19 protein-coding genes are annotated in these 17,818 nt (G+C 69.0%); 8 read left to right on the top strand and 11 right to left on the bottom strand.

Features of this window, described 5'->3' with window-relative positions; genetic code table 11:
- Nucleotides 1–25 precede the first annotated feature (25 nt).
- The 4 genes from ACYVO6_RS09445 to ACYVO6_RS09430 form a co-directional block, all read right to left on the bottom strand.
- On the bottom strand, nt 26–1,252 hold the full coding sequence (locus ACYVO6_RS09445; RefSeq protein WP_461059216.1) for an acyltransferase family protein: 1,227 nt from the start codon (nt 1,250–1,252) through the stop codon (nt 26–28).
- Nucleotides 1,253–1,315: 63 nt separating this feature from the next.
- A complete protein-coding gene (locus ACYVO6_RS09440) occupies nt 1,316–1,864 on the bottom strand; it encodes a hypothetical protein (RefSeq protein WP_461059214.1) in 549 nt (182 codons plus the stop codon).
- Nucleotides 1,861–2,490 (bottom strand): RNA polymerase sigma factor, encoded by a 630-nt coding sequence (locus tag ACYVO6_RS09435; protein WP_461059212.1) that lies wholly within the window; start codon nt 2,488–2,490, stop codon nt 1,861–1,863. The genes ACYVO6_RS09440 and ACYVO6_RS09435 overlap by 4 nt, the downstream gene beginning before the upstream one ends.
- A gap of 91 nt (nt 2,491–2,581) precedes the next feature.
- A complete protein-coding gene (locus tag ACYVO6_RS09430; RefSeq protein WP_461059210.1) occupies nt 2,582–3,538 on the bottom strand; it encodes a CPBP family intramembrane glutamic endopeptidase in 957 nt (318 codons plus the stop codon).
- Nucleotides 3,539–3,835: 297 nt separating this feature from the next.
- Here ACYVO6_RS09430 and ACYVO6_RS09425 point away from each other — a divergent pair, with 297 nt between their 5' ends.
- The gene (locus ACYVO6_RS09425; protein WP_461059361.1) at nt 3,836–4,498 is read left to right on the top strand and encodes a lysophospholipid acyltransferase family protein; all 663 of its coding nucleotides are present in this window, start codon (nt 3,836–3,838) and stop codon (nt 4,496–4,498) included.
- Nucleotides 4,499–4,852: 354 nt separating this feature from the next.
- Here ACYVO6_RS09425 and ACYVO6_RS09420 read toward each other — a convergent pair whose 3' ends face one another.
- Entirely contained in the window at nt 4,853–5,401 is a 549-nt protein-coding gene (locus ACYVO6_RS09420) for a tellurite resistance TerB family protein (RefSeq protein ID WP_461059208.1), read from the bottom strand.
- A 269-nt stretch (nt 5,402–5,670) separates the two neighbouring features.
- Here ACYVO6_RS09420 and rox point away from each other — a divergent pair, with 269 nt between their 5' ends.
- A complete protein-coding gene (gene rox, locus ACYVO6_RS09415; RefSeq protein WP_461059359.1) occupies nt 5,671–7,107 on the top strand; it encodes a rifampin monooxygenase in 1,437 nt (478 codons plus the stop codon).
- A gap of 42 nt (nt 7,108–7,149) precedes the next feature.
- On the opposite strand, the gene ACYVO6_RS09410 is transcribed toward rox, so the two are convergent.
- Nucleotides 7,150–7,533, bottom strand: coding sequence for a DoxX family protein (locus tag ACYVO6_RS09410; RefSeq protein ID WP_461059206.1), 384 nt, complete (start codon nt 7,531–7,533; stop codon nt 7,150–7,152).
- A gap of 221 nt (nt 7,534–7,754) precedes the next feature.
- Between ACYVO6_RS09410 and ACYVO6_RS09405 the strand changes: the two genes are divergently transcribed.
- Both ACYVO6_RS09405 and ACYVO6_RS09400 read left to right on the top strand, forming a co-directional pair.
- Nucleotides 7,755–8,033 (top strand): hypothetical protein, encoded by a 279-nt coding sequence (locus ACYVO6_RS09405; protein WP_461059204.1) that lies wholly within the window; start codon nt 7,755–7,757, stop codon nt 8,031–8,033.
- A complete protein-coding gene (locus ACYVO6_RS09400) occupies nt 8,030–8,428 on the top strand; it encodes a PIN domain-containing protein (RefSeq protein WP_461059202.1) in 399 nt (132 codons plus the stop codon). Before ACYVO6_RS09405 ends, ACYVO6_RS09400 begins: the two co-directional genes overlap by 4 nt.
- A gap of 67 nt (nt 8,429–8,495) precedes the next feature.
- On the opposite strand, the gene ACYVO6_RS09395 is transcribed toward ACYVO6_RS09400, so the two are convergent.
- Nucleotides 8,496–8,966 (bottom strand): NUDIX domain-containing protein, encoded by a 471-nt coding sequence (locus tag ACYVO6_RS09395; protein WP_461059200.1) that lies wholly within the window; start codon nt 8,964–8,966, stop codon nt 8,496–8,498.
- 194 nt (nt 8,967–9,160) lie between these two features.
- On the opposite strand from ACYVO6_RS09395, the gene ACYVO6_RS09390 reads away from it, so the two are divergent.
- Nucleotides 9,161–9,694 (top strand): NUDIX hydrolase, encoded by a 534-nt coding sequence (locus tag ACYVO6_RS09390; RefSeq protein ID WP_461059198.1) that lies wholly within the window; start codon nt 9,161–9,163, stop codon nt 9,692–9,694.
- 81 nt (nt 9,695–9,775) lie between these two features.
- Here the strand turns inward: ACYVO6_RS09390 and ACYVO6_RS09385 are convergent, their stop codons facing one another.
- The gene (locus ACYVO6_RS09385; RefSeq protein WP_461059196.1) at nt 9,776–10,279 is read right to left on the bottom strand and encodes a GtrA family protein; all 504 of its coding nucleotides are present in this window, start codon (nt 10,277–10,279) and stop codon (nt 9,776–9,778) included.
- Nucleotides 10,280–10,609: 330 nt separating this feature from the next.
- Between ACYVO6_RS09385 and ACYVO6_RS09380 the strand changes: the two genes are divergently transcribed.
- Complete coding sequence (locus ACYVO6_RS09380) at nt 10,610–11,668, top strand: NAD-dependent epimerase/dehydratase family protein (protein WP_461059194.1); 1,059 nt, start codon at nt 10,610–10,612, stop codon at nt 11,666–11,668.
- A 211-nt stretch (nt 11,669–11,879) separates the two neighbouring features.
- Complete coding sequence (locus tag ACYVO6_RS09375; protein WP_461059192.1) at nt 11,880–13,040, top strand: low temperature requirement protein A; 1,161 nt, start codon at nt 11,880–11,882, stop codon at nt 13,038–13,040.
- A gap of 91 nt (nt 13,041–13,131) precedes the next feature.
- On the opposite strand, the gene ACYVO6_RS09370 is transcribed toward ACYVO6_RS09375, so the two are convergent.
- From ACYVO6_RS09370 to ACYVO6_RS09360, 3 genes are all read right to left on the bottom strand, one after another.
- Nucleotides 13,132–14,616, bottom strand: a complete 1,485-nt coding sequence (locus ACYVO6_RS09370; RefSeq protein ID WP_461059190.1) for an MFS transporter — start codon at nt 14,614–14,616, stop codon at nt 13,132–13,134.
- Nucleotides 14,617–14,812: 196 nt separating this feature from the next.
- On the bottom strand, nt 14,813–15,295 hold the full coding sequence (locus ACYVO6_RS09365; RefSeq protein ID WP_461059357.1) for a DUF5990 family protein: 483 nt from the start codon (nt 15,293–15,295) through the stop codon (nt 14,813–14,815).
- A 95-nt stretch (nt 15,296–15,390) separates the two neighbouring features.
- Nucleotides 15,391–16,743: a helix-turn-helix domain-containing protein gene (locus ACYVO6_RS09360; protein ID WP_461059189.1), complete on the bottom strand. Its 1,353-nt coding sequence runs from the start codon at nt 16,741–16,743 to the stop codon at nt 15,391–15,393.
- A gap of 211 nt (nt 16,744–16,954) precedes the next feature.
- Here ACYVO6_RS09360 and ACYVO6_RS09355 point away from each other — a divergent pair, with 211 nt between their 5' ends.
- Nucleotides 16,955–17,704 (top strand): DUF4232 domain-containing protein, encoded by a 750-nt coding sequence (locus ACYVO6_RS09355; RefSeq protein ID WP_461059187.1) that lies wholly within the window; start codon nt 16,955–16,957, stop codon nt 17,702–17,704.
- Nucleotides 17,705–17,818: the final 114 nt, after the last annotated feature.

Raw genomic sequence — 17,818 nt, 5'->3', positions numbered from 1 at the left:
GTTCCTCGCCGCATTGCCGTGCCCATTACGGAGGCCGAACGCCCCGTGCCAGTCTCCGGCCCCATGCCTGGCCCGGTGCTTCGACGTAACGGTGGGTCAGCACGCACAGCGGCAACAGCACGGCGAAGAACGTCACTTCGAGTACGAGACTGTCGCGCCGCGACCGCCCGATCGTGCCGTCGCTCACCGCGAGCAGCACCGGGTGCACGAGGTAGACGGAGTAGCTGATCGTTCCCAGCCCGGTCAGCAGGCGCGGGATCCGCCGGCGGCGCAATGCCAGTCCGATGCCGAAGGTGAGCACGGCCAGCAGGAACGCCACGATCCAGCCGCGTCGGGTGAAGAGGGCGCCGTCGCCGTGCCCGTACGCACTCCCCACGGCACAGGCCACCACCACGGCGGCCGTGCAGGCCGCGTACCGCCAGGTGTTCTGACCGTGCTCGGCCTGGTAGATGGCGGTGCCGAGGAACATCACGGCGAGGATGACCAGGCCTTCCCACAGGGGGACCGTGCCGTTGAGAGGGACCAGGACGAGTGCCAGTACGCCGCCCAACCCGCCCCCGAACACGCGGAGTTGGGGTGAGCTGGCGCTCGCGCAGCAGATGGCGACCGCCATGGCGATGGAGGCGAGCGCGATCAGCGGGCCGGTGCCGATCGTGCCGGAGAGGGCGGAGGCCGGGAGCGTTGCCCCTGCTGTCACGCTCACGGCGGCAAGCGGCGCCAGGGTGACGGCGACCGCTGCCGAGCGCTGGTGCCGGCGGATCGTGAAGAGGGCGACGACCAGCAGGTAGAAGGCCATCTCGTACGAGAGCGTCCACAGGACGAGGAGGAGATTGGGCGTCCCCAGCAGTTCCTGAAGGAGGGTGATGTGGGCGAGGGCGACTGTGGTGGCGCTCTGTCCGCCGAAGTCGGTACGGATCTCCGCGATGCCGATCAGGTTGAGGGCGAGTACGGCGGTGACGACGGCCGCACACAGCGGGTAGATGCGGAAGGCCCGTCCGATCCAGAACGTCCGGACGCAGCCCCGGCGTTCGAGTGAGGCGGGGATGATGTAGCCGCTCACCAGGAAGAACACCATGATGCCGTAGCGGCTGGTGTTGAACTCCGGCATCAGCTCCTGCCGGAACTCCGGCATGAAGGCGTACGAGGAGTGGTCGAAGACCACGATGAGTGCGGCGATGCCGCGCAGGGCGTCGAGCCAGGCTGAGCGGGGAGGGTCGGTCGACGGATTAGCTTTGGGTAATCGTAAAGACACGAAGAGTGACAGTTCTGGGCATGGAGCAGCGGGGCGTAGGGGTTCCACGTAGATGCGCCTCGGCTAGTCCGTCGGCGAGTTGTCGGGCGGAGCGAGCTTCCCCGGGACGCAGCGCTTGACCTCGTGGCGCTTGATCTCGTCCCTGGTCACCGGCTTGGCGGTGTTCTCGAGGACCAGCTTGCTGCCCCGATCCAGGGTGGTTGACCAGGTGACGAGGCGTTCGGGGGCGCCCTGCTCATTGATCGCCGTAAGTTCAAGGGCAGCGTCGGTTCCCCACGACTTGGACGCGCAGGTGACCTCCACCTGAATGCCCCACGGACGCATTTGCCGCGCGAGTTCGTGCTGGGTCTCGATGTCGATGCGCCGGTCCTTGATGGTGAGCGTGACGCTGCCGTCGTCGTGGCGTTCCACCGCGTACGCCTTCGAGTCGGCCGCCGAACCGGGTACGAACACGACGGCGAGCCCGGCCAGCGCACAGGCCGCCGTAACGACGGCGATCCGGCGCGATGTGAACAGACGGCGCGCGGAGGAGGTCGGCTCGGGCTCGCGGAGTTCGATCTCCCGCTTCAGCTCGCCGAGCAGCCGGTCCTCGAAAGTCGGCCTCGTACTCATGCCTCTCCCCTGATGACGTACAGCAGTGATGCGTCCGGCGTCTCCGCGGCCTTGGAGTCCGCCTCGGCCTTGGAATACGCCTCCCCCCGCAGCGCCTTCCTCGCCCGGTGCAGTCGCACCCGAGCCGTGACCTGGCGGATCCCCAGCGCGGCAGCGGCCTCCGTGACCGTGAGCTGGTCCACCGCGATCAGCTCCATGACGGCCCGCTCGCCCTCGGGAAGCTTCGCGAGGGCGGCCAGTACGCGCCGCCCCGGGCTCTCCGCGTCGAGCTTGTCCTCGAGGCGGGCGATGTCGTCGGCTTCCAGCAGGCGTCTGCCGGATAAGCGCAGATCGCGTTCGGCCTCCCGGGCCACGCGACGGCGCTCCGACGAGACGACGTTGCGGGCGACGCCGTACAGCCAGGCCGTCTCGCTGCCGAGGCGCGGGCGGTAGGTGTGGGCCGAGTCGAGAACGGCGAGGAAGATCTCCGCCGTCAGGTCCGCTGCGGTGTGCGGATCGTCGACGCGCCGGGCCACGAAGCGCAGCACCGCGTCCACATGGCGCCGGTAGAACGCTTCGAAGAGCTCCGGGTCACGTGCCGCCGCGGCGGGCCCACCCGGTATCCGTTCCCGTTCCGCGCCATCCACTCGGCGGCTCCTTCTCCTCGGACGTTCGGCCGTACTCCGGGCTTGCTTCCTACGGCACTTCACCTGTTCTTGGTCCGGGGCGCGGAAAGCGTTACAGACGCTGCGTGGCGTTCGGGGCCTTCGTGGTGCTGGGCGCGTAACCGAGTCGGCCGCGGGTGGCGAGCAGCAGGACGAGGGCCGCGGCGGTGGAGCTGAGCAGGAGGGCGTGCGTCGTGTCGTCGGAGGACAGCGAGGGGAACATGTCCGACCAGGCGATGGAGATGTAGTTGTTGACACCGCAGTGCAGCAGCATCACCAGCGGCATGCTCCCGCCGGAGCGGTTGAACACCCAGGTCATGACGAAGCTGAGGGCGATCGCCGAGCCCACGAACTCCAGCGGCTTCGTGGCGTCCACGTCCGGCCAGCCACCCCAGTCGCTCAGGAACAGCGGCAGGTGCCAGGCACCCCAGAGGACACCGACGACGAGGGTGGCGATCACAGGGCCGTAGCGGCGCTGCATACGGGGCATGGCGAACTCGCGCCAGCCGGGCTCCTCGGCGAGCCCGGTCGTGATCATCTGCAGGACCAGGCCGGGCAGGAACGCGGCCAGCACGGCGGCGGACGGCATTGCGGGGCCGCGGTCGGCCAGTGCGACTGAGCTCAGGGTCAGCGCGGCGGGCACCGAGAACAGCACCACGGCGTACCAGCGCCAGCCGACCTTGAACTTGGTCATCCGACGGCGCCAGGCCCGCAGCCCCGGACGTCCCTCGGTGACGCCGGTCACCAGCAGGGCCGACGCGATCGGGCCGAGGTAGGCGCCGGGCAGCACGCCGAGGAGCTGGCTGCTGCCGTCGGCCCCGGGGAAGGCGAAGTGCCAGACGCCCAGTCCGTTCTCGGACAGTACGTACGGTGTCCACGCCGCCCAACTCAGCAGATAGGCCAGCGAGAAGAACCAGGTCAACGGGCGGCGGCGGAGGCTGTCCCGCAGACTGCCGCGGTCGCCCTTCGGCCCGGTGGGTGCCGGTCGGATGTCGATGCTGACGGGTGTGACGTGTGCTCGCGAACTCACCGTGGTGCCCCTTCGGAGACGGCTGATGTGACGTGTTCAGCACACCAACCACGGGCCCACAGATCATTGCCGCGCACGCCCTAACCGCCGGTACAGCAGGCTGTACCGGCGGTTGGCGCCCGAAGGACCCGAAGGGGAGGAGTCAGATGACGAAGAGGGACCTCGTTGTCGAGGCGATAGGAAGCCGGCTGTCCACCATGGGTAGACCAGCCGAGAAGATGAGTACGACGACTCAGGCCCGGTCGGCGCCTGTCCGCGACGATGAAGATCAACATTGTCGAGACCGGGAGCACGCTCATGCTCAGCCGCATCGCCGACATCCTGGTTCCCACCGTCGGCCGCCTGTCGGTGACCACCGACCCCGGCGCCGAACTCGCGCCGGGCAGCATCATCGCCGCCAACCACACTTCCCTCGCCGACCCCGCCATCGTGGTCGCCGCCCTGCACAGCCTCGGCGCCGAGCCGGTCATCATGGCGGCCGCAGGACTGTGGCGCGTCCCGCTGCTGGGGCGCGCTCTCGCCCGCGAAGGACACATCCCCGTCTTCCGCGGAGACCAGCGCGCCGCAGGCGCGCTGGACCTTGCGGCAGGAGCCCTGGAGCAGGGACGGCTGGTCCTCATCTACGCCGAGGGGGGCCTGCCCCGTCGCAAGGACGCTGCGGAAGCGGCACCCGGCACCTTCCACAGCGGCCTGGCCCGGCTCGCCGAGCGCACCGGCGCCCCCGTCGTACCCGTGGGCCAGGCCGGTGCCCGCCGGGTCACCTCGGGCAGCGCCGTCAAGCAGCTCGCCGGCCTCGTCACAGCCCCTCTGCGCCGGCCGGACCTGCACGTGCACGTGGGCGCGCCGCTGGAGCTGACCGGCGACCGCATCGCAGGTACGGCACGGGCCCGCACCGCGGTGACCACCGCATGGCGGAGGGCCGCCTCCCATCTGGGCGAGCCCGCCGCACTTGCCGCATAGGCCCTACCGCCCGCCGCGGCAGGCGGACAGCGCCATGAAGCCGAGCACGGCCCAGTCCGCCGGGTGGGCGATCAACTTGCGCAGGCGTCAGCTCGCTCGCGACGTCACCGCCGCCCTGTCCACCCGCCCGGCTGCCCACCGGTCTGCCTCAACCCGTCCGGCCGGGACCGCACCTGGCGGTTCGGGCCGATGACGGCCGAGACCGCGACCATCGTCGAGGCCCGACCGCGGACCTGCCGGCCTGGACCACCGGCCGGGCGCCACGCCCCGAGCCGGTGACCCTTCCGCCCTGGCTGTGACCGTCCGCTCGTAAACGCGTGAGAGCGGTCCGGTCACCGACGGCGGTACGCGCCGTCAGAGGCCGAACTCCTGGGCGGACAGCCCGAGTACCGAGCACGCCTCACGCAGGACCTGCTCCTCGGGGGGCGAGATGTACCCGTCCGCACCCGCCACGACGAAGCCGGTCTGCACGACCGCCCTGGCCTCCGTCGGCTTCTTCGCGGCCTTGGCGATCTCCTGCAGAACCTCGGCCTTGCCCTGCTGGAAGTTGAACGCGAGCTGGTCGACATGCTTGTTGAAGCGCTGCCGCAGCTGCTCCGGCGGGAAGTTCTGCAAGACGTCGTTCTGCACGATCAGCGACTCCACGTGCTGCCGCTCGGCCGGGTCGACATTCCCGTCGGCTGCGGCGACCAGTGCGCACATGGCCATGCTGGCGTCTCGGTAGGAGCCGCTCTTCAACTCAGTCTTGAGGGAGGTGAGCTGGGACTTGAGCATGCTCACCATCTGAGCCTTCGACCCCCCGGAGGACCGTGAGCCGCTCCGCCCGTGTCCACCGGCGCCCCTGGCCCCCTGCGCCTGCTGCAGACCCTTGGCCTGGTCCTTGATCTTGTCCCACATCGCCATCCGTGCCACCTCGGCCTAAGCCCATGTCGTTTGTCGCTACGGTCGTCCGCGTGCGTTCCGCACGTCCTTTCTGCCAACTCCCCCCAGCCCACCGAAGTTCCATGGTCCGTCCACAACGGACGGCAGCGGGCGACAAAAGGAAAGGCAAGGAGGGTCACCCACTCCTTGCCACTCTCAACGTATAGCGCAGTGGGGGGCTTGCGGCAAGACCCCCGTCGTACCGCAGAATTACCCGGCCAAGGCCAGGACCTGCGGAAATGGGGGATTTCATGATCGACGTGATCGTTGCCGGCGGCGGACCGACCGGCTTGATGCTCGCAGCCGAGCTGCGACTGCACGGCGTGCACGTGGTCGTGCTGGAGAAGGAGGCGGAGCCGACGCCGGTGGTCCGCGCGCTCGGCCTGCACGTGCGGAGCATCGAGGTGATGGACCAGCGCGGTCTGCTGGAGCGGTTCCTCGCGCTCGGCCGGCAATACCCGGTCGGTGGTTTCTTCGCCGGCATCCCCAAGCCGTCGCCGGACCGGCTGGACACCGCACATGCGTACGTCCTCGGCATCCCGCAGCCCGCCACCGACCGCCTGCTGGCCGAGCGAGCCACCGAGCTCGGCGCCGAGATCCGGCGCGGCTGCGAACTGGTCGGGCTGAGCCAGGACGAGGACGGGGTGACCGCCGAGCTGGCCGACCGCACGCGGCTGCGCTCGCGCTACCTCGTCGGCTGCGACGGCGGCCGCAGCACGGTACGCAAGCTGCTCGGCGTCGGCTTCCCCGGCGAGCCCAGCGCGGTCGAGACGCTGCTGGGCGAGATGGAGGTGACCGAGGACCCGGAGACGATTGCTGCCATCGTCGCGGAAGTCCGCGAGACCCAGAAGCGGTTCGGCCTCGGGCCCCTCGGGAACGGGGCGTACCGCGTCGTCGTACCCGCCGAGGGGGTGGCCGAGGACCGTACGGTCCCGCCGACCCTCGAGGAGTTCAAGCAACAGCTACGGGCGTACGCCGGCACTGACTTCGGCGTGCACTCACCGCGCTGGCTGTCCCGTTTCGGCGACGGCACCCGGCTGGCCGAGAGGTACCGAGTCGGCCGGGTGCTCCTTGCCGGCGACGCGGCGCACATCCACCCGCCGCTGGGCGGACAGGGCCTCAACCTCGGCATCCAGGACGCGTTCAACCTCGGCTGGAAACTGGCCGCCGAGGTCGGCGGCTGGGCACCGGAGGGGCTGCTGGACAGCTACCACACCGAACGGCACCCGGTGGCCGCCGACGTGCTGGACAACACCCGCGCGCAGACGGTGTTGATGTCCACCGAGCCGGGCCCACAGTCAGTACGCCAACTGCTGTCGGAACTGATGGAATTCGAGGAGGTGAACCGGTACCTGACCGAGAAGATCACCGCGATCTCGGTCCGCTACGACTTCGGCGAGGGCCACGAACTGCTCGGCAGGCGGCTGCGGGACATCAAGCTGAAGCGGGGCCGCCTCTACGAGCTGATGCACGACGGCCGCGGCCTGCTGCTCGACCAGACCGGCCGGCTCTCGGTCACCGGGTGGGCCGACCGGATCGACCACGTCATCGACGTCAGCGAGGAACTCGACACGAAGGACGTGCCCGCGGTGCTGCTGCGCCCGGACGGCCACGTGGCGTGGGTCGGCGAAGACCAGCAGGAACTGCTCAGCCGGCTGCCCAAGTGGTTCGGCGCTGCCGTCAGCTGATCCGGAACTGTGCCCGTTGCCGCCGGTCAAGCGGTCAGGCGGTCAGCCGGTGAAGGATTCGGGGCCGAAGCGGCCCCACGCGATAAACGACGCAAGCGCGAGATAGACCAGGTTCAGCGCCACCAGCCAGGATTCGCCGCGGCGGCCGTGGGTGACCATCGCGCCGACCATCAGCAACACCCAGCAGACGGCGGTCACCGGCACCAGAACGGGCGCGATGTCGACCGCGGCGGGCAGGATCAAGCCCGCCGCGGCCAGCAACTCGAGAACGCCGAGGGTCTTGACGAAGCCGCCTCCGACGTCTGCGGTCCATCCCCCACCATGGACCGCGGCCAGTTTCTCCCTGGGTACGAATGACTTGCTGATGCCGCCGGTCAGGGCTACTACGGCCAGCAGACCGGCACTGATCCAAAGTGCGAGGTTCATGAGGTCACGCCCCTGTTGCTCGACATCTCTCCTCCACCTCTCCGGTGAGGTTCCGACATCGAGACGAGGGAGGGCAGCGATTTGTGACATGGCGACTATGCGTACGTGAACCGGCTGTGCCGTGTCAGTGCTCCTGGGCCGCCGGCTCCACAACGAAAAGTGGATGGGGCGTCTCCTGCGGAGTGGTCGCACTATGGCATTTTCAATGCCATAGTGAGTTCATGGATGACGACACGGACTTCCCGCCCGGCGACGGTCCCAGTAGTGGCATCTCCGTCACATTGACCGCCGGCACCCTGCACGCGATCCGTGAGCGGGTCGGCAAGCGAGGTGTGTCGGCGTATCTGGAGAAGGCGGCCCAGCGGCAGATCGAGCGGGAGAACCTTGACGAGCTGATCGCGGGCTTCGAGGAGGTCCACGGGCCCGCCGACCCGGAGGCCGTGGCAGCGAAGCGGGCCCGGCTCACCGGGGATGCCCCTGGAGCGGGAGCCGCTGCGTGAGCGGTGCTCTGGTCCTGGACAGCGAGGGACTGGCGAAGGCTGTGCAGCGGGATCGGGAGGTGCATGAGTGGCTGACGGCGGCCCGTGACGCTGACCTCCCGGTCGTCACCTCGGCCGCGGTGCTGGTCGAGGTGATCCATCCGAGGGTCAACGATGCCGCATTGCGGTGGACGCTCTCGCTTCTGCGCGTGGAGCCGGTGACCCAGGCTCTCGCCCAGTCCGCCGCCGCTCTGCTGCGCGAAGCCGGTTTGCATGGCCACAAGTACGCCATCGACGCCATGCTGTGCGCGACCGCGCTGCAGCATCCGGGCCGGGTGACGATCCTGACCTCCGACGTCGAGGACATCGGCCTGCTTGCCGCCGAGCATCCGCGAGTGATGGCCGAGAAGGTCTGATCTCGAAAAGAACCACCCAGGTGATCCTGGGGGAGTTGGCGCCTGTTGGCGACGAATAGGCGCGCGATCAGCCAAGATGCGGCTGTTCTCGATGCTCCAGGAAGTGACGGAGCCTGAGCCGCTGCGTGTGATGCATCGGCAGTTCGCCCAGTTCATCTGGGTGTACGAATCGCAGTTGCGTGGACTCGTCGGAGATCGCGAGTTCGCCACCAACGACGCGGGCGGTGAAGCAGACGTTGAACTGACGGCGCACCTCGCCGTCCGTGTAGGCGATGATGTGCTTCGGGTCGGTGTACGTGCCGACCAGGCCCGTGATCTCCACGTCCAAGCCAGTCTCTTCCTTGACTTCGCGAACTGCCGTACCCGGCAAGGAGTCCGTCAGTTCCATGCCGCCGCCGGGCAATGCCCACAGGTCGTTGTCCCGTCGGCGCTGGAGCAGGATGCGCCCCTGCTCATCGGTGACGACAGCGGAAGCCGCGACGACCATGCTGTTCGGCTTCGGCGCGTTCGGATCGTCGTAGTACTCGGTCCGTGCCACGGGTCACCCTTCCTGCAGTACTGGCGTAGCTGTCGCCCACGCCACGTTGAAGCTCTCGGTGTAGGTCGCCGCAGCGCGTCCCGAGTGGTGCGCCACGGGATCCGCTAGGTATTTCGTCACTTTGACGCGAATCGTGTGCTCGGTTTCGGCTCTGTCTGAGATGCTCGATGCATCGTGTGAGGGAGGCGGCGTTCATGCAGTGGAAGACCCACGGCGAGCGGCAGATCTACACCAATCAGTGGGTGAATCTGTGCCTGGTGGACGTCCAGCAGCCTGACGGGCGCCGCTGGGAACACCACGTGGTGCGCCTGCGGCACCTCGCCGTGGCCGCCGTGATCAACGACCGCCGCGAGGTGCTGATGATGTGGCGGCACCGGTTCATCACCGACGCTTGGGCATGGGAACTGCCCATGGGCCTGATCGAAGACGGGGAGACACCCGAGCAGGCGGCTGCCCGTGAGGTCCTGGAGGAGACCGGCTGGCGTCCGGGACCGATCAAGCCGCTCATCTACGCCGAGCCCGCGAACGGCATCACCGACTCGCAGCACCACATCTTCCGGGCCGACGGCGCGACCTACATGGGGCCGCCGACGGAGAAGAACGAGTCCGACCGCATCGAGTGGATCCCCCTCGCCGAGGTACGGGGCATGATCGACCGTCGCGAGATCGTCAGCAGCGGCTCGCTCGTCGGCCTGCTCTACGTGCTCATGGACGAGGCAATCCGCTGACGAGCGGCCCGCCTCACACTGTGAGCAGTTCCCGCTCCTCAACCATATCTGGATGTTTTGAGCGTCCCGCTCGGTCTTCCACTACGCCGCAAGGAGAGCCGACACGCGTGCCGGGCTCTTCGTCCGCACCGGCACCTGGGTGCGGTTGCGGCCGGCGGCGAAGACGAACAGGCGGAGAATCACGAAGCGGCCGATGCCGGCGAGGCCAGAGGCGCCGAGGTAGACGACCTGTTCGGTCAGCATCCCGGGTGACGGCTGCACCGCGTGGAGGGTGAACATCGCGGCGCAGGTCACCACGTAGGCGGCGGTGGCCGAGCCGGCGGACTGCCAGTGCTGGCGCCATTCGGCTCGTCGCCCGGTCCTAAAGGTGAAGCGCGCGTGGAGCTCGGTGCACAGGAGGGTGGAGGCGACGGTGATCACCGCGTTGGCTGCCGCCCAGGGCATCACCGCGGCCAGTAGCGGCACGGCCGCGCTGGAGAGGACACCGATGCCGCCGCCGAACAGTACGAACCGCGCGAAGGACGCGAGCGGACCGGAAGCGGCCGGGGCTGTCGACTCGGGCTTCAACGGGAGCAGCGACTTCATCAGGGTCCCTCCGGGGTAGAGGTGGGCGCGCGCCTCGAAGGCCGACTTGCTCGACCGTGAAGATTGCTTGACTTACTCAAGCATAAGCTTACTTGGTTGAGTTACGCAAGTAATGGCCGACCCCTCTTTCGACGAGAGGCCACCGTCGGCAAGGTCCTCCCGGTGTCGACACGACCACGAGCTCACGGTCACGAGCTGGGCATAACGCTGGCCGTTGCGGAGGTGGGTGAGGAAGCGGAGGGTAGGGTTTCATCCGTCCGTCAAGGCCAACTGCCCAGCCGACACGCAAAGTTGGAAAGGGCCCACTGGCCGGGACCGAGGAGTGAGGGCGTGGGCGGAAGCGCGGAGACAACCGTTGTGGTGACCGGCGGCAGTGGCTTCGTCGGCAGCCATTTGGTCAGGCGGCTGTTGGAGCGGGGCTACCGGGTCCACACCACCGTGCGCAGCACGGCGAACACGGCGAAGGTGCGGCCACTTCGGGCAATGCAGGAGGCGTATCCCGGCCGACTGTCCCTGTTCGAGGCGGACTTGCTCAGGGAAGGCTCCTTCGACGAGGCGATGAGTGGCTGCACCATGGTGTTCCACGCTGCGTCGCCGTTCTTCATGCCGGAGAAGATCAAAGACGGCCGCAGGGACATGGTCGATCCGGCCCTGCTCGGCACCCGCAACGTAGTGGCAAGCATTGAGGGGACGTCGACGGTCCAAAGGCTGGTCTTCACATCCACCGTCGGCGCGATCTTCGGCGACTACATCGACGTCCGCGGCATGGACGATCAGGTGCTGTCGGAGAAGTACTTCAACACCACCAGCACGGTGGAGAACAATCCCTACCACTACGCGAAGACGCTCGCGGAACGCGCGGCATGGGCGGCGGAGGCGGCCCAGGACCGTTGGCGCATGGTGTCCGTCAACCCCGGCCTGATACTGGGACCTTCGCTCACCCCCGCATCCGAATCCGGCAGCCTGTTCCTGCTGGAGGAGTTGTTCAAGGGCTATTTCTTCTACGGGGCACCGGACTTCAGCTTCACGACAGCGGATGTGCGAGAGGTGGCCGACGCGCACATCGCGGCGGCGGAAAAGCCTGATGCGAAAGGCCGTTACATCGTCGCGGCGGAGACGATGACGTCCTTCCACGAGATGTCACGCATCATCCGGACCCGATATCCCCGCGATCTCCGCCTCCCTCGCACCGCGCTCCCGCACTGGCCTGTACGCATCCTGGGCCCGGCCTTCGGCCTGACCCAGGATTACATCCGTAAACACCTCGGCATCCGGTTCCGGGTGGACAACGGCAGGAGCGTGCACGAACTGGGCATCACCTACCGTCCGATCGAGCGGACCGTCCTGGACCATTACGAGGTGTGGCGGCGGCAACGAGGGACGAACTGAACGCCGGTCACGGCATCAGCCGCCTCGGGGCGTTCCTCCTGGTCAACGTGCTCGCACGTGAGTGGCCGTGTCCCCCGTGCGGTTTCCGGGTGAGGGCGGAGGCCGACAGGCCTGCCGCGTAGGCCTGAAACCGCCGGGCGGCGGCCCCCCTCGTATCGCAGAATGAGGCGTGAGCGAACAAGCCCCGTTTCTCAGACCGTGGTTCCGCACGATGAGGGCGCGTGACCCCGCCGAGCCACATCGCGCGGCCACCCCGCTTGAGCTGCTGTTCGACCTGTGCTTCGTCGTCGCCGTCGCGCAGGTCGCCGCGCAGCTCCACCATGCGGTGAGCGAGGACCACGCCTCGACGGGGGTCCTCAGCTATTTCGCCGTCTTCTTCGCCATCTGGTGGGCCTGGATGGGCTTCACCTGGTTCGCATCGGCGTACGACATCGATGACGTGCCGTACCGGCTGGCGGCCTTCGTCCAGATCGCCGGGGTTCTCGTCCTTGCTTCCGGCGTGCCGCGGGCCTTCGCGGACCACGACTTCACCATTCCGGTCGTCGGGTACACGGTCATGCGCCTGGGTCTGGTCGCGCTGTGGCTGCGGGCGGCCCGGGCCCACCCGGAAGCCCGGGCGACCGCTGTGCGCTACGCCGCCGGTCTCGTCGTAGTCCAGTGCGCCTGGATCGGCTGGCTCTTCCTGCCGGACGACTCGCGCATGCCGCTCTTCGCCGTTCTGGCGCTCTTCGACGTCGCCGTCCCGGTCTGGGCCGAGGCGGCAGGGCGGACGCCCTGGCATCCGCATCACATCGCCGAGCGGTTCGGGCTGTTCACGCTGATCGTCCTGGGCGAGTCGGTACTGGCGGCGACCACGGCCGTGCAGCAGGCCCTGGACGCACGGGAGGCGACCGGCGGCCTCTACGCCGTGGCGGCGGGCGGCCTGCTCATCGTCCTGTCGATGTGGTGGCTGTACTTCGCCAAGCCCGCCGCCCTCTTCCTGACCTCCGACCGGGCCGCGTTCCCCTGGGGTTACGGCCACTACCTGGTCTTCGGCTCGGCCGCCGCGGTCGGCGCGGGCCTGGCGGTGAACGTCGACCATGTCACGCACCACTCGGAGATCTCGGACGCCGCCGCGGGCGCGGCGGTCACGGTGCCGGTGGCGGTCTTCCTGCTCGTCCTCTACCTGCTGCACATCCGCCCGCACCACGCCCTGGCCGCGCACGCGCTGTTGATCCCGGGCACCGCGGCAGTGGTCCTCGCCCTTACCTTCACCGATGTTCCGGTGCCTGCCACCGGTGTGGCGGTCGCCGCACTGGCCGCGGTGTCCGTGACGGTTTCCCAGCGCCGCGAAACCCACGAGCCGCCCAGCTCTCGGACGGCGCAGAACTGACCCCCAGGAACGGTGCGGAACGTGGGGAACGGCCAGGCGGTCGCCCCGCGAGTGCGAGGGGCGACCGCCTGGAGCCGGTGTTCGCGGTGGCTCAGACCTTCGCCTCGGCGACCTCCGTGGCGTTCGCCGGGCCCTCGGTGGCCGGTACCTCCTGGGCGGTGGCGCCCTGGCGCGGGATGAAGGAAGCGACGAAGAAGGCGAGTACGGCCGCGCCCGCGCCGATGGCCATGACCACCTTGAAGCCGTTCTCGGAGGGAAGGGGGAAGCCGCCGAAATCGGTGGTCATCTGGGCGAGGATGACACCGGCGATGGCGCTGGCGACCGAGGTTCCGATGGAGCGCATCAGGGTGTTGAGGCTGTTGGCGGCGGCCGTCTCGGAGGCGGGTACGGCGCCCATGATGAGGGCGGGCATGGCGCCGTAGGCGAAGCCGACACCGGCGCCGATGATGCAGGCGATCAGAACGATGTGCCAGATCTCGGACATCATCACGATGCTCAGGCTGTAGCCGGCGGCGACGATGACGGCGCCGAGCATCAGGGTCGTCTTCGGGCCCTTGGCCTTGGTGATGCTCGCCGACACGGCGGACATCGCCATCATCACCAGACCCTGCGGTGCCAGGACCAGGCCGACCATGAGCATCGACTTGCCCAGGCCGTAGCCGGTGGCCTCGGGCAGCTGGAGCACCTGCGGCAGGACCAGGGACATCGCGAACATCGAGAAGCCGAACGCCACCGACGCGAGGTTGGTGAACAGCACCTGGCGGCGGGCGGTGGTGCGCAGGTCGACCAGCGGCTGTGCGGTGCGCAGCTCGTACCAGCCCCATACCAGCAGGACGACGACCGCGAAGGCGAGCAGGCCCAGGGTGGTGGCGCTGGTCCAGCCCCAGTCGCCGCCCTTGGAGATGGCCAGCAGCAGGGAGACCAGGCCGGTCGCCATGCCGAAGGAGCCGATCATGTCGAAGCGTCCGCCGGTACGGACCTTCGACTCGGGTACGAGGACCAGGACGAGCGCGAGGGCGACGGCGCCGAGGGCGGCCGAGGTCCAGAACAGGATGTGCCAGTCGAAGTTGTCGGCGATGAAGGCGGCGGAGGGCAGGCCGAGGGCACCGCCCACTCCCAGCGAGGCGCTCATCAGCGCGGTCGAGCCGGCGAGCCGCTCGGCGGGCAGTACGTCGCGCATGATGCTGATGCCGAGCGGGATGACACCGGCCGCCAGGCCCTGCAGGGCGCGTCCGGCGATCATCGGGATCACGGAGTCGCTCAGCGCGCACACGACCGAGCCGGCGATCAGCAGGACGATGCTGACCAGCAGCATGCGGCGCTTGCCGTACATGTCGCCGAGCCGGCCGACCACCGGGGTGGCTACGGCGGCGGCCAGCAGGGTGGCGGTGACCGCCCAGGCCGTGTTCGACGCCGAGGCGTCAAGGAGCCGGGGCAGCTCGGGGACGATCGGGATGACGAGGGTCTGCATCAGCGCGACGACGATGCCGGCGAAGGCCAGAACCGCCACCACGGCGTTCGACCTCGGCGGGGCGGAGTGCCCGGCGTCGGAGGATCGGGCAAGGGTGTCGGACATGAGACGGCCTCCGTCGAAGAGAGCAAGTGAGTTGCTTGACTTACTCAAACATAATGCCATTGGTTGAGTCAAGCAAGTTCTTTGTGGAGGTGGTCAAAACGCGTTGACCGTTGACCAGGGACGATTGGCGATTGCAGCGGCTGGCGTGCTCGCGTTCGCCAGGGCGGGAGGTCGCCCTCTTCAGGACACCCGGCGCTCAGCCGACGAGTTCGGCGGTCCAGGTGATGTGCGGGGGCTCGACTCGTGCGTACAGGGGGTTGCCGCCGTGGTCGGTCAGGCCGAGGCGTCCGACCAGCAGGCCGTCATGTGCGGCGGCGGCGAGTATGTCCGCGGGGATGACGTCGAGCATGAGCTTGGCGCGGCGGAACATGGTGAAGCGGCCCGAGTCGTCGACCGTGCCCCAGGAGAGGTAGATGAACCGGCGGCCCAGACGGTCCTGTACGTACGGGCCCTGCACGTCGACGCCGGTCGGCGAGGCGATCGCGGTGCACTCCAGCGTCCACGTCGCGGACGCGGCGTCGCCGGGCTGTGGGTCGAGGAGTTCGGCCGGACGGTCACGGCGTTGCACGGCGACATGGAGATTGGCGTACGCGGGGACGGTGCGGTCGGCGGGGGCAGGGCGGGCGGTGCGGCCGGGCAGGTCGACGGCGTCGATACGGATGCGCATACCGACCATCATCCGCTGCCCGCTGCCCGCTGCCCGCTGCCCGCTGCCCGCTGCCCGCTGCCCGCTGCCCGCTGCCCGCTGCCCGCTGCCCGCTGCCCGCTGCCCGCTCAGCCGGGAATGTTGGGGTTCCACTCGTCCCGCGTCCACTCGGAGCCACCGAGCGGGTAGTTGTACGCGGGCCGTCCCACGTTCCCGCTCGTACGGAAAGGGTTGCCGTTGTCGTCGACGCGTACGGTGCCCTGCTTGTCGCCGCTGGACCAGTCCAGCTCCAGGTACCAGCTCACGTTGTGCGCCCGCGCGTCCGCGAAGACGTAGAAGACCTCGGGGTCGGACTGACTCACCTTGTACGGGAAGTCGCGCTGACCGGCCTTGGGGGAGACCGCGGGCCGCCCGGCATCGAGGTCCACACCGAACGCCGTCGTCTCCACGTTGCCACCGCACCCGACGCCCATCGCGAAGTCGTTCCAGTCGAGCGGCACGCTCTTCTCCACCACCCGCACATGGAGTTTCTCCAGGACGACGGTGGCACTCCCGGTGCCCTGCACGGTCAGCTCGAGCATCTGCTGCCCGCCGGCGACGGCGCCGAGTGCGTTGACCCACCCTCGCGCGTCCTGCTCACTCGGCGGCGGAACCACCTGCTCGGGCTCCTTGTCGACCAGGTAGTGCTGGCTGCACGGCCCTTCCCACTTGTACGGATTGACGTTGACGGAGGGCGCGGTGGCCCCGTTCTCGGCACCGCCGCCCTGGCCCGCCCCGGCACCGGCGCCACCGCTTCGGGAGGCGGAGGCGGACGGGGAAACCGTAGGACTGCCGCTGCGCGAGGCGGACGACGAGGGCGACCTGCCCTTCGCGTCGGACGGCTTGGAGGTGCCGGGGCCTTTGTCGGCGGACGGGGAGGCGGCACCCACGGACCCCGTCCCGCCCTGGCTGTCATCGCCCTTGCCGGGCACAAGATTCACCACGAGCGCGGTCGCTACGAGGGCGGCGGCCACGGCGGCTCCGGCGAGGACGACGGTACGCCGCCGCCGCGCCACGGGAGCCTCCGTCAGGGGCCACCGCTCGACCTCGGGGGTGGCCTCGGCCGCCGCTTCGGACCCAGCCGCCCCGGTCTTGACGTTCGCTCCGGTGTCGGGTTTCGCTCCGGTCCCGGCCTCAGCCGCTGTCCGGGCCTGCGGTTCCTCCTCCGGAGGGGCCCCGCCCGCCTTCTGCCGCCGCCGGGCGTCCGCGAGAACCCACCGCCGATGCAGTTCCACCAGTTCCTCGGGCGTCGCCTTGCACACCCGCGCGAACCGCTCCACGGGCGCGTAATCCGTCGGTACGGCATCCCCGTTGACGTACCGGTGAAGCGTGGACGCACTCGTGTGCAGCCGCTTCCCGAGCACCCCGTAACTGAGCCCGGACCGCTCCTTCAACCGGCCCAACAGCTCCGAGAACTCGGATAGCTCGTCCCCCGCCACCATTCCTCCCCCTCCTCATGTCCCGGACCTCCATTCCAGGGGAGGTCGTTCCCCCAGGTCAGAGCTATTGCGCGCGTTCCAGCGTCCCGGATGGCCCGGCAGTTGTGGCGCCCGGGACGGATCACCGCACAAGCTTCAGCCATCCAAACACGCCGCTCCCGGCACCCGGTCGAGCGGCCCCTGCCAACACCCGTTCCACACAAGGGGGATTCACATGTCCATACGCGCCAACCGCACCCGCATGCTCGTCGCCGCCGCGCTCACGGCCGCCACGCTGACACTGACGGCCTGCGACAACGGAGAGGGCACCCAAGACGAGGGGGCATCGGCAGGATCCGCGTCCACGGCTTCCACCACGCCTTCGGCCAAGACGGGTGGGGGAAACTCCACCGGGGCGGGAGAGACCGACCAGGAGGGCTCGACCTCCGAAGGCTCGACAGGGGGCGCGGCCGGTTCAAGCGGCACGACGGGTTCCAAGAGCTCGTCGGGTTCCACGGGCGCCTCAGGCTCCACGGGCTCGAAGGACGACTCGGCGTCCGCCTCCACCCCCTGCTCCAGCGCCTCCACCCGGATGACCGCCACGGAGGTTTCCCGCCCCCTGAACCACCTCCTCCTCACCGTCACCAACACCGGCTCGAAGAACTGTGACCTCACCGGCCACGACCTCACCGGCTACCCGGCCGTCCGATTCGACGAGGCCCAGTCCGTCCCGCAGCCCATCGAGGACTCCAAGCCGCAGGCGGTGGTCACGCTGGCCCCTGGCGAGTCGGGCTATGCGAGCGTCCTTCTCACGTCCGCGGACGGCAGCGGTTCCAACGGCTACACGGCCAAGTCCCTCGCGGTCTACTTGGACCAGAGGGAGAGCGCCGCCCGCCCGTCACTCCCCGCGAAGGGCGTGTACGTCGACGACTCGATTCGAGTCTCGTACTGGCAGTCGACCATGGCCGACGCCCTGAAGTGGTGACGCACCGGCTCACTGACGCGACGGTTCGGAAGGCCAGGGGCATGGCCGCGGCCACTGCCGCGACGAAGGGGCCCGACAGGCCTCCTGGCGCGAATCCGGCACGCGACAACTGAT

This window comes from Streptomyces pseudoechinosporeus (assembly GCF_054783935.1).
The sequence above is the reverse complement of the archived record's forward strand: the minus strand, read 5'-3'. Positions and strand labels throughout refer to the sequence as shown.